This is a genomic window from Rhodopirellula sp. J20-39, assembly GCF_057365095.1.
This window is the reverse complement of sequence record NZ_CP195123.1, coordinates 3,876,091-3,887,854: the sequence shown is the minus strand read 5'-3', so window position 1 is coordinate 3,887,854 and position 11,764 is coordinate 3,876,091. Positions and strand designations below refer to the sequence as shown.

The following is an 11,764-nucleotide window of genomic DNA, read 5'->3' as shown; positions in this document are numbered from 1 at the left end:
AGGCATATCCAGAGGGTCCGGAAATCCAAGCGAACAGAAAGGATCTGGAATTTCTGCAAAATCCGGCGTGGATTCGTTGGGTTCATCGTTAAACAACGTGTTCCCATGCTGAAGATTGCCGCCAGCCAAATGCGATCGGTCTATCTTGCTCAGGGTCCCACTCCCGAAATCATTCCAACCCTCGCCGATAAACGATCGATGTCCGAACTCCCTGAAACTGACGAACTCTCTCGCAAAGAGTTCGAAGAGCTTTTTCGTCAGTGCGAACGAGAGTTGTTCATGTACATCTATGGACTGTTGCCGTCACACTCCGATGCCGCGGATGTTCTGCAGGAAACGGCGGTTCGCTTGTGGCAAAACTTCGATCAATTCGACCGCTCACGACCTTTCGGTGCTTGGGCCAGAAAGTTTGCTCACACGCAAGTGCTAAAGGCTCGCGAGAGAGGCAAGTATCGCCGCTGGATGGGCAACGCGTTTGACGAATCCACGATCGCCAAGTTGTCGTGGGAGTACGAGCTGCACGGGTGCGTACTGGAGTCGCGAGCTTCGGCATTGGAAGAATGCCTCAAGAAGCTGGATGAGCCCTCCATCGACTTGTTACGGCAACGGTACTGGTCACAAGAAAACCTTCGCAAGATATCCAAGTCGCTGCACGTATCTGAAAACACGCTTTACCGCCGCTTGGCAAATCTTCGTCGGATGCTCCAAGAATGCATCGATTCACGTCTGGGGGCTCAGGCGTGAATTTCCCAGAAACTCAAAACGATCTACAAGATCTTTTCTCCCGCGTTTGCGATCAAACGGCAAGCGAAGAGGAAATGCGTTGGTTGAACGAGCAACTCGGATGCGATCCGCGAGTTCGGTACTTGTACTGGGAATACCTTGCCGCTGAAATTCAAATTGAATCGTGGGTAAAGCAATCAGCCGGACCGACCAGCGAACCGAAATCGATATTGGTTGACTTAGAAAAGGTGTTCTTAGCTCCTGTTCCGAAGCGATCCGAACGAGTCACCTCGACTGCCCATGCCAATCCCGCTGATTCCCTCAGACTGCGTCGACATCCCGTGCGGTTTGCGCTCGTTTTGCTCGCGATGGCTGCAGCAATTTGGGGAATCGGACTGGGCATATTCAGTCCCTCCCACGAAGACCTCGCTTCCACTCCGCCAATTCGACAGCCGGATCAATCCAGATCGTCCGTTGCGAAAGTCGTCCAAAGCATCGACGCTCAATGGAGTGAAACAACGGAACTGTTGAACGAAGGCTCATCAATCAAGCGGGGCCAGGTGTTGCAGCTTGCTAGCGGACTGAGCGTGATCGAGCTTGTCAGCGGTGCGAGAGTGGTACTCCGAAGTCCATCTACGTTGGTAGTTTCGGGTTCGAACCAAATAAGGTTGGACGTCGGAGAATTGACAGCCCGAATTAACGAAAACAGTCAAGGGTTTCAGGTACATACCCCGACCGCGTCTATTGTCGATCTGGGAACTCAGTTCGGTGTCCATGTCGACCACGAAGGAGCGGGGATTGTTCGTGTTTTCGAGGGTGCGGTGGATCTGCATTCCAAAGAGGCCGACACGCCGCTGCATTTGGAATCCGGATTTGCAAGCTCACTGAGCGGCGATACTGACGCAACACTGCCGGGGGATCACGAGTTTGTGCGAGAACAACATTTGCCCAGTCTGCACGATTTGTCTTCGCTTCAATTCGCAAACACTGAAGGTGTGTTTTTGCTAAAAGCGGAAGCGGCCAAGATTACTGGCGAAACCTTGGTTTTCAAAAAGCAAGTCGCTGGCCTCGCCGGCTGGAAGGACAAAAATGAATTTCCATCGTGGACGATCCAGGTCGAGAAAGACCAGACCTTCCTCGTTGAACTGGATATCGCATGTGTGCCTGTTGAAGCGGGCGGGAACTACGTCATAAAAATTGATGGCGTTGCAGTCGGCGATAACAGGACAGTCCCGTCTACAGCAGATTGGGACCAATACCAGCGAATCCAGTATGGCACCGTAAACCTTCGCAAAGGGCGGCACACCGTTTCCGTCATCAGCCGTAAGGAACGCACTGTTATCATTCGAGACAATGGCAATAAAGACACCGAGGGGCTGATGAACCTGCAGTCGCTGATATTGTCACCAAGTCAGCCGCAGTAGATGCAGCGAAGTCTTCCTCGGAGCCAGCATCTTAGCGACCAGGCCGGCACCGGTCCGTTTGGGGGAGGCACGAAGCGTTTGCTGTAATAGGCGAATTCATGGCAATGCACGAGAATCAAAGTGCTTATCTCAACGCCGCGGTGGAGTCAGGCAGAACTCCCCAGGAATTCCCAGAAAAATTCCCGACATTTTCCTGCAGAACTGGTGGGTTCATCGTTAAGTGATGACGAGGGCGTATGCAATTAGCTTCACGTGAGGTGCATGCGTCTGGTTTACCCCCGTATTTCTTGTAGAGCACATTCATGACGACACTTTCTCAACCCAAACGTGGCTTCACCCTAGTGGAACTACTGGTAGTCATCGCAATTATTGGAGTCCTGGTTGGACTTCTGCTTCCAGCGGTACAGGCGGCCCGCGAAGCCGCTCGCCGAATGAGTTGCAGCAACAATTTCAAGCAAATTGGACTCGCGGTTCATAATTACCACTCCGCGTATCAGCAGCTACCGATGCACGGTGGCGGAACGCTGCGGCCGAGCGGAACAGATGACGACTGGAATAGCACCTCCGTTCTTAGTAACGGAATGACCCTCAGTGCTTTTGTCGGCCTTTTGCCATTCTTCGAGGGACAGGCTCTTTGGGAGCAAATCAGTAACCCATCGATCGGTGATATTGATGATCCGAATGACACTTCGGTCACTTGGAGTGCGATGGGCCCCGTTGCTGACAATGGCGACTACATCCCATGGTCGACCGAGATTCCAACACTGCGATGCCCCAGCGACCCCGGCGTCGGGCTTCCCGCTCTAGGACGCACCAATTACGCGGTCTGTCTTGGGGATGGCGTCTACCATGACCATGCTTCGTTCATTGGCTGGGGAAAGACAGGCAACCTAGCCGCAGTGGAAACCGATCACAACGAGGCTCAACGTGTTGAGGCACGTGGTGCTTTCGTATTGCGCAGGAAGATGAAGTTCCGAGACATCTTGGATGGTCTTGCGAACACCGTTGTGATGGGAGAGATCGCTACCGACATTGGCGACAGAGACAAGCGAACAATCGGGATCAATGTTGGCAAGGACGCGAGGTTCATCGGAAACAACCCCTTGTATTGCCGTGGCAATGTTGATCCCACTCGCCCCAGTTTTTGGAAAGCAACCCCCGACGCCCCTGCTGGAACCTTCCACGCGGTAACGGCGGGACGTGGTTACCAATGGGCAATGGGACGGCCTCTCCAGTGCACGATGTACACGATGCTGCCGCCTAACAGTGAGTTCTGCACATCGAATAGTGAAATGCAGGCCGCTGTTGGCAGTGCAACCAGTCGTCACCAGGGTGGTGCGCACGTGTTGATGGGTGACGGTGCTGTGAAGTTCATCACCGATTCGATCGAAGCAGGCAACTCGAGTGCTCGGGCCGTTCGAAATGGTGGCACGGCCGCAGGCCAGCAACCAGGAGCCCAAAGTCCCTACGGGCTTTGGGGAGCATTGGGCACACGGGCCAGCAAGGAAGTAATCGGGGAAGAGCTCTAAGCCGACTCGGACTGTATTCTCTGCCGCTCAATCGGTGCCTGAGCTCTGGCTTGGGCACCATGTTTTTCACCTCCATTCGCAGGCAACTCGTTGGTTCCCTGGCGAATGGAGAACTTCCGTCCCACTCTTAAACAATCGAATAGTATGAATTCAAAGATGGCAGTGTTTCTGCTTTTAACGGGCTTATCAAGCAGCGTGTTGCCAGGTTGTGGCTCGGCAACTTCCGGAGTACCAGAGTCGTCTCAAAGCGAGCGTGAAAAGTACAAAGAGATACGAGCAAAGATAGCCGCTGAGTCACAACAGCAGGACATGGAAGCTAAAGTGAAACTGGATGACGCGGACTGAACGTCCCACACCTAGCCGCAAGAGTATCAGTGACTATCGGAATCCCAGCACAACAAAGGTAGTTGAAGCGGGTAATCTCCGCTTCCGGAGTTGGGAATTCGGTGGTGGCGACCGTAGGGATTTCTTCGAGGAACCTCGCTCGACCAGTTCACCGTTTCGCTTTTGCTCTACGCTAACCGCTGGTTTACTCCGCGGATGCATTTCTTGCCAACTTGAGAAGGCGTCAGTGCTATTAAACGAAAAGCTTCTAAGGCGAAATGCTGAACAAGCTTCGGCTCGCCAACCTGCCGGCCGGCCGTGGCACTGGCGTTTAAAATCCTGCCTATTGTCGCCCATCGTTGCGTGGGTGAGCACTGGCTTGAGGTGGACAGCGCAGAAGGCCGTGCTTGCTACATTTGGAATGCTAATCGGCATTCTCTGCCGGAAGCTGCTGAAGAGCGAGGCAGGATCACACCACCAACTCGGCTGGTGATCTTTAGCGGCCCATCGAATTTCCTCGGTTACACTAACGACCTCTCGCACTCTCTATCGTCAACCTAAGACTTACATCTTGATCATGCGATTCACATCACTACTTTTGCTCGTTCTAGCAACTGGCACATTGTCCGCCGCCGATATCTACGTTGCCACGACCGGGCGGGACACAAACTCAGGAACGCAGCGTGAGCCGGTAGCGACAATCGAACGAGCCCAATCCCTTGCTCGCGAGTTTGCTGGGGGAGAGACCGTTGCGGTGCACGTTGCCGATGGGGTTTATTACCTTTCCAGTACAATCGTCTTCACCGCAGCCGATTCGGGCACCGCTCAGCATCCCGTAGTTTACCAGGCCACCAACGAAGGCGGCGCGGTGATCAGTGGTGGCTCGGAATTGACGCTTGATTGGAAACCATTTCGCGACGGGATCTTCATGGCTTCGACCGCCCAAGGCCTTCAGATCGACCAGTTGTTTGTTGATGGAACCAACCAGCGGATGGCTCGCTACCCGAATTACGATGCAAGCAAGAAAGCCGAGCCCTACCAGGGATTCGCCGCCGACGCATTTTCAAAAAAGCGAGCTGAAAGGTGGGCCGATCCGGCGGGTGCGTACGTCCACGCGATGCACCGCTCCCGGTGGGGCGGGTACCACTATCGAATTACGGGCAAGGACGACGACGGCGAGGTCACGTACGAAGGTGGTTGGCAGAACAATCGCAAGATGGGCATGCACAAAGAGTATCGCATGGTCGAAAACATCTTTGAAGAACTCGATGCGCCCGGCGAATGGTATCACGATGCCGCAAAGCACACCTTGTACTACATGCCACCTCGCGGTGTGGATCTTGACGACGCCAAAATTGAAGTCGTCCGTCTGCGACATCTTGTGGAGTTTCAAGGCAGTGAACAAGAGCCCGTAAAGCACATGACACTTCAAGGGTTCACCGTTCGCCACGCAGCTCGAACGTTCATGGAAACCAAAGAACAAATGCTCCGCAGCGATTGGGCGATCTATCGCGGCGGTGCGTTTATGCTGACCGGGACCGAAGACGTCGGCATTCTTGATTGCGAGTTTGACCAAGTCGGCGGCAATGCAATTTTCGTGAACAACTACAATCGTCGTCCTCTGGTGAAGGGCTGCCACATTCATGATACCGGCGCTAGTGGCGTTTGTTTTATCGGCGACCCAGACGCTGTCCGCGATCCACTGTTCGAATACGGCGAGAAGAACGACTTGGCAGAGATTGACCGCACGCCCGGTCCAAAGACAAACAACTATCCGGCGTTAGGGGTGGTCGAAGACTGCCTAATCCATGGCATCGGACGTACCGAACGTCAACCCGCTGGCGTGACAATGGATATGGCGGCCGAGATCACCGTGCGTGACTGCTCGATCTACGACACCGCCCGCGCGGGAATCAACATCGGTGACGGTGCCTGGGGCGGCCACTTGATCGAGGGCTGTGATGTCTTTGATACGGTACTGGAAACTCATGACCACGGTTCATTTAATTCCTGGGGTCGCGATCGCTTCTGGCATAGCGACCGATCGGTGACCCAAGTGGCCGTAGACAAAGAACCGAGCCTGCCGTTCCTTGACGCGATCAAGACAACCACGATTCGAAACAGTCGATGGCGTTGCGATCACGGTTGGGATATCGACCTCGACGATGGATCGACCAACTACGACATTTACAACAACCTGTTACTCGCACGCGGACTGAAACTACGGGAAGGGTTCCGACGACGAGCGTGGAACAACATCACCGTCAACAATGGATTGCACCCTCACGTTTGGTACGATCACAGCGAAGACGAGGTGTTCTCGAATATCTTTATGGCTCCCGCTCGAGGTGCCCGAATGCCGAGCCAGGTAGCCAAGGGTAAGCGAGTTGATGGAAACCTGTATTTCAATGTGACCGAAGAACAGATGAAACGTCACGCAAAGTATGGCTGGGAAGTGAACTCGATTGTCGGCGATCCGCTTTTCGTAGATCCGGCGAACGGTGACTTCCGAGTGAAAGAGGGGTCACCTGCGTTTAAGATCGGGTTCAAGAATTTTCCGATGGACCAATTCGGAGTGAAAAAAGCGTCACTAAAAGCGATCGCCAAAACACCCGTCATTCCCGAACTTATCAATACAACGCAAAGCAAAGGCAGCAATTCGTCGGCTGAAGTCGAGCCCGCCGAGTCGTATTGGCTGGGCGCCAAACTTCACGAATTAACGGGTGAGGAATTCTCTGCGTACGGCGTGAGCAAACAGGATGGCGGTGTCGCCTTAGCCGAAGTGCCCAAAGGCAGTGAGGCTCGTCAACTTGGTTTCCAGTCGAATGATCTGATCCAAGGCCTGAACGAGCACAAGGTCACGAACCTGCCTCAATTGTTCGCAGCGATCATCGAGGTTGGCGCGGCGCCATTGAATGTTTCGCTCGTTCGCAATCAGGCCAATCAAGCTCTGACGATTTCGCCAAGCTGCTATATCAAACTGGAGTCTTCCAACACAACCGATGGGTTTGCTCGCCTTTCCCCCAAGGCATCAAAGAACCTGAACATCTTGGCCAATCAGAAAACATCGAACGAATCGCTTGTCACTTTGACCGATGGAAAGTTGGCAGAAACTTTCGGTCCTGTATTCGGCAATGGCGTTCGCAACGGAGCCTACAAAATCGATTTAGGAGCGACCAAGCCAATCACAGCGATCACGAGCTGGTCGTATCAAAAGGGTGATCGTGGTACTCAAAAGCTGACGCTCTATGGCAGCAACTCGGCGACCGACCCGGGATGGAATTTGTCAGACCGCTCACGATTTGAACCTCTCGGAAGTATCGACACCTCGGCGTTAGCAACTATCGCGTTTTCCGCTGCTTCGCTCCGAGCGGTCGAAGACCAAGCTCTTGGCTCGTTTCGCTGGATTGTCTGGAGCGTTTCGCCGGTAAACTCGACGGGGGGTGGCGAAAACACTGCAATGCAGGAACTCGCCGTCGAAGTGGCTAAATAAGGCCAAAGTATCGGCATCTTTTATAGATACATGCACGGCGGTCGACGCACGCGTGTATCTTGATACGTCGAAAGCTAGCGGTCCACAAAGATCGTGTATCCACGAACGAACGTTTTGAAGTTTCCAACATGAGAACGAACAAGGTCATATTCCTCGCAACGCTCTTGTTATGTGTGCGTTCCATGACGTTCGCATCGCTTGCGGAAGAACGCCCGAACGTCATCTTGGTGCTGACCGATGACCAAGGCTATGGCGATTTAGGCTGCCATGGGAATCCGATTCTGAAGACGCCCAATTTGGATCGTCTTTACCGCGAATCAATCCGTTTCTCTGACTTCCATGTCAGTTCGTTCTGTACGCCAACACGAGGATCGCTGATGACCGGGCGCGATCCCGGACGCAACGGTGCGTATCGAACCAGCAGCGGACGAACGATGCTGCACACCGATGAGACGACCATTGCCGACTTGTTTGCCGCCAGCGGCTATGCGACCGGCATGGCTGGAAAATGGCATTTGGGCGATAACGCCCCCCACCGTCCACAAGATCACGGATTTCAAGATGCAGTCTGGCATCGTTGCGGCGGAATTGGTCAGGCGTCCGACCACTGGGGCAACGACTATTTCGACGATACCTATGAACGCGTGAAGCCAGGTAGCCGTGTCGGCACGTTCGAAGCGTTTGACGGTTATTGCACCGACGTGTTCTTCCGCGAAGGGATCCGCTTCGTTGAGGACAACAAAGATAAACCGTTCTTCCTATATCTCCCGCTCAACGCACCGCACGGACCGTACTTGGTCGACCAGAAGTGGGCATCGCCGTATCGAAACATTCCCGGCGTTGCCAATCCAAACTTCTACGGCATGATTGCGAACATCGACCACAACATGGGCATCCTTCGGGCGAAACTTCAGGATCTCGGGTTGGCCGAAAATACAATCCTGATCTTCATGACGGACAACGGAACTGCTGCCGGAGCGAAATTCAAAGGACTCAACTCAGAGGCGTTGACGGGATTCAACGCCGGCATGCGAGGAAAGAAATCGTCGATCTATGAAGGAGGGCACCGTGTTCCGTTCTTCATCCACTGGCCGCAAGGCGGACTGAAAGGTGGCCGCGATATTGACACGCTGGCGGCGCATTACGACGTGCTGCCAACGCTGGCCGAGATGTGCAGCGTGACGGTTCCTGCAACATCCCATTTGGACGGTCGGTCATTGGTTCCGTTGCTCAGTAGCGACGACGCGGTCTGGGATCGAGAGCGTCTTGTGATGCAGTTCCATGGTGGTGCTGGATTTAGCTATCCGCCACAAGCCGAGAAAGACTCCTATGTCATGACGGAACGTTGGCGTTTGCTGGACGGAAAAGAACTTTATGACGTACAGGCTGATCCTGCGCAACGACAAGACGTTGCCACTGAGCATCCTGAAGTGGTCGAGCAACTTCGCGGCCACTACGCGACCTATTGGGAATCCGTATCGCCTCGGATGACGCCTGTTCGAATTGACCTTGGCAATCCGACCGACAACCCAACCGTGCTCTGCTCGCAGGACTGGTACATGCCAAAGGGAAATCCACCGTGGAATTTCAATTCGATCAAGAGACTTCCCAAAGTCACGGGTCCATGGATGGTGGATGTTCAACAAGCCGGACGTTATCGTCTGACGTTGCGACAGTTGCCCGAAGAGGCTGACAAACCAGTAGTGGCGGTGCGTGCAAAGATTCAGATCGCCGGAATCGAGCAAGAGCTTCCCGTTCGCCGCGGTACGAAGGGAGTCGTCTTCGAGCTCGATCTGCCTGCCGGTCCAACCGAACTGCTGACTTTTCTGTACGACAAGTCCGGCAAAGCTGGCGGAGCTTACTTCACCGAAGTGGAAGCTCTCTGAATTCCAGGGCCCAATTTTCCATTGCCCAATGTGGCCGCACGCTCCGCGGGCGGAACCGAATAACTCGCCCGCAGAACCTGCTTTTCTGTTCGCGATCCACCTGCCTTGAACAGGAATCCAGCAAGCAATCGGTTCGGCAGGAATGTTGTTTGCCATGACTTTTGAACAAAGATTTGATTTCGATGTGTCAAATTTGGCCGCTCGCGACGGTAGATCAGTAGCATGATCAATCCTCAATCAAAACCTGAAATTCCGAACGACGGCCTTGAGTCCTTTGGGCTGCTGGTCGACGAGCACCAAGCCGCGATTCGAGCCTTTGTGACATCGCGGATCAATGATCCTTTCGAAGCTCACGATTTGGCGCAAGAGGTCTTTTTGGTCGCGTTCAAGAAGCTAGGGCAGATCGATGCCGAGCGACCGATTCGACCGTGGCTTCTGGGAATCGCTTCGCACCAAATTCGCAATCACTACCGCAAACGCAAAGCGATCCCGATAGGAAGCCATGAGGAGATCAATCAGCTTCTTAGTACTGAGATCCAATCAAGTGGAACGGTATGGCAGGACGGAACGGTTTTTGAAGCACTCGATTGTTGCCTAGCCAAGTTAGACAGTCACGGCCGTGAGTTGCTGCGGTTACGTCACGACGAAGGTATGAACCTGGCGGAGATTCGAGCGTCCCATGGTGGTAAGCACTCGGCACTGACGATGAAACTGCATCGGCTTCGCGAGCAACTTCGAAACTGCATCGAAGGTCAACTGAATCAGGGGGCAAGTCATGGATAGATCGCAACGCGATCAGTATCTCGCTGATTGGCTAGAGGGTGAACTGGCTGACAATCAATCGCAAGAGTTGCTAAACGAGCTGGAAAGCGATTCGGAATTCCGGGCTGCCGCATCCCGCGCACTTCTCGTGCGCCGCATGATGGATCAGAAGCAGATTCCTGCTGGTGAATTCACAACCGAAGTCCTTGAATCCCTACGCAGCCAGTCTTCGGATTCTCTCACACGCGGTGTGATCACGAATTTGCAGCACACGCAAAACAAACAACGATGGCTGCTTCGTAGTAGCGTTGGTTTGGCAGTGGCGGCGTTGTTGGCTTTCTTTGTGTTCTCGGTTTTCCTTGCGGACAATCCCACCGCAGGAATTCGCGTGATTGCGGCCGAGGGTGTGGGCACCCTTGATACGGAATCGCTACAGCAGGGCAACGCCATAACGCTGCGCCACGGTATTCTTGAACTTGACTTGAATGGAAAAGCACGCATTGTGATCGAAGCACCGGCGTCATTCACGGTCGTTTCGGATCTTCATGTCCGTTTAATTCAAGGACGCTGTTTCGCGGAAATGAAGAAGGGGACATCCGGCCTACGGATCGAAACGCCTTCGGGTGATGCGTTCGATTTAGGGACGAGGTTCGGTGTCGAAGTTTCATCGTCCAAGCCAATGGAGGTTCATGTTTTTGATGGCATGGTCGAAGTGACCGATGACACTCACAAACGGCGACTCAAACAGGGGCAAGGGCTGGCCTTCGAGGAATCCGGAGCTCTCTCTCGGTTGCAGGCCGACTCGTCGCGATTCGTTCCGCGTGTCCCCAGATCGGATCTTAGTAAGCAGCCTCTACTTTATTGGTCGTTCGACGAAGGCGACGGAAACACGGTTAGCGCCACCGGACGCGACCTCGCTCTTGATCTCGCAACAGGCACATTGATGTCTGCTTCAGCTGACTCAGGTGGGCCGACTTGGGTTCCTGGTGTTGCGGGCCATGCCCTCGAATTTGATGGAAAAACCGCTTGGGTCAACACGCGGCATCCTGGCATTTCCGGCGATCAAGACCGAACCATTGCCTGCTGGGTGAAACTGTCAGACCAGGTCCCTGAGAGAGTTTGCACAATCATCGGTTGGGGAATGGGAGCTAAGAAGAATGGTTTAGAAAAAGCCTTCTTCCTGGAGTCAGCACAAACCAATCGCATGCATCCTGATTTCTATGGGCGGCTACGATTGGTTGCCGGTAACCGTACGACGGGAACGACAAATTTGCGAGACGGAAGATGGCATCACGTTGCTGCGGTCGCGATGGCAGGGGCGGACGGACCGACAATCTTGCTTTACGTCGACGGCCAACTGGAACATGCGAGCCGCGACAGCGAACCGACGCCGCTTAACACGACCACCGATCACAGGCTTTCGGAGCCCATTCAATTCGGGCGGCACTTGTTCGTCGATGGCATGCTACTTCGCGGTGCGATTGACGAAGTCTACATCTTTGGAGAAGCCCTATCGGGCGATGACATCCGCCAGTTGCTTCAAGCTCAAAGCCCAAGAGGGCGTGAAGAGACCCGTTCCGGAGTGGCAAAACAAGAAACCGTCGAATGAACGAAACATGCAGA

8 protein-coding genes are annotated in these 11,764 nt (G+C 54.0%); all 8 read left to right on the top strand.

Annotation, left to right across the window (positions count from 1 at the left end; genetic code table 11):
* The first annotated feature begins 105 nt into the window (after positions 1–105).
* The 8 genes from ACR3ZL_RS14150 (at position 106) to ACR3ZL_RS14115 (ending at position 11,750) form a co-directional block, all read left to right on the top strand.
* Positions 106–744, top strand: coding sequence for a sigma-70 family RNA polymerase sigma factor (locus tag ACR3ZL_RS14150; protein ID WP_473652476.1), 639 nt, complete (start codon positions 106–108; stop codon positions 742–744).
* Positions 741–2,147, top strand: a complete 1,407-nt coding sequence (locus ACR3ZL_RS14145; RefSeq protein ID WP_473652477.1) for a FecR domain-containing protein — start codon at positions 741–743, stop codon at positions 2,145–2,147. The genes ACR3ZL_RS14150 and ACR3ZL_RS14145 overlap by 4 nt, the downstream gene beginning before the upstream one ends.
* A gap of 302 nt (positions 2,148–2,449) precedes the next feature.
* Positions 2,450–3,676 carry a DUF1559 family PulG-like putative transporter gene (locus ACR3ZL_RS14140; RefSeq protein ID WP_473652478.1) on the top strand — a complete coding sequence of 409 codons (1,227 nt, stop codon included), beginning with the start codon at positions 2,450–2,452 and terminating at the stop codon, positions 3,674–3,676.
* 144 nt (positions 3,677–3,820) lie between these two features.
* A complete protein-coding gene (locus ACR3ZL_RS14135) occupies positions 3,821–4,021 on the top strand; it encodes a hypothetical protein (protein ID WP_473652479.1) in 201 nt (66 codons plus the stop codon).
* 556 nt (positions 4,022–4,577) lie between these two features.
* Complete coding sequence (locus ACR3ZL_RS14130; protein ID WP_473652480.1) at positions 4,578–7,493, top strand: right-handed parallel beta-helix repeat-containing protein; 2,916 nt, start codon at positions 4,578–4,580, stop codon at positions 7,491–7,493.
* Between the two features lie 128 nt (positions 7,494–7,621).
* Complete coding sequence (locus ACR3ZL_RS14125; protein ID WP_473652481.1) at positions 7,622–9,379, top strand: arylsulfatase; 1,758 nt, start codon at positions 7,622–7,624, stop codon at positions 9,377–9,379.
* Between the two features lie 222 nt (positions 9,380–9,601).
* On the top strand, positions 9,602–10,162 hold the full coding sequence (locus ACR3ZL_RS14120; RefSeq protein WP_473652482.1) for a sigma-70 family RNA polymerase sigma factor: 561 nt from the start codon (positions 9,602–9,604) through the stop codon (positions 10,160–10,162).
* Positions 10,155–11,750, top strand: a complete 1,596-nt coding sequence (locus tag ACR3ZL_RS14115) for a LamG-like jellyroll fold domain-containing protein (protein ID WP_473652483.1) — start codon at positions 10,155–10,157, stop codon at positions 11,748–11,750. Before ACR3ZL_RS14120 ends, ACR3ZL_RS14115 begins: the two co-directional genes overlap by 8 nt.
* Positions 11,751–11,764: the final 14 nt, after the last annotated feature.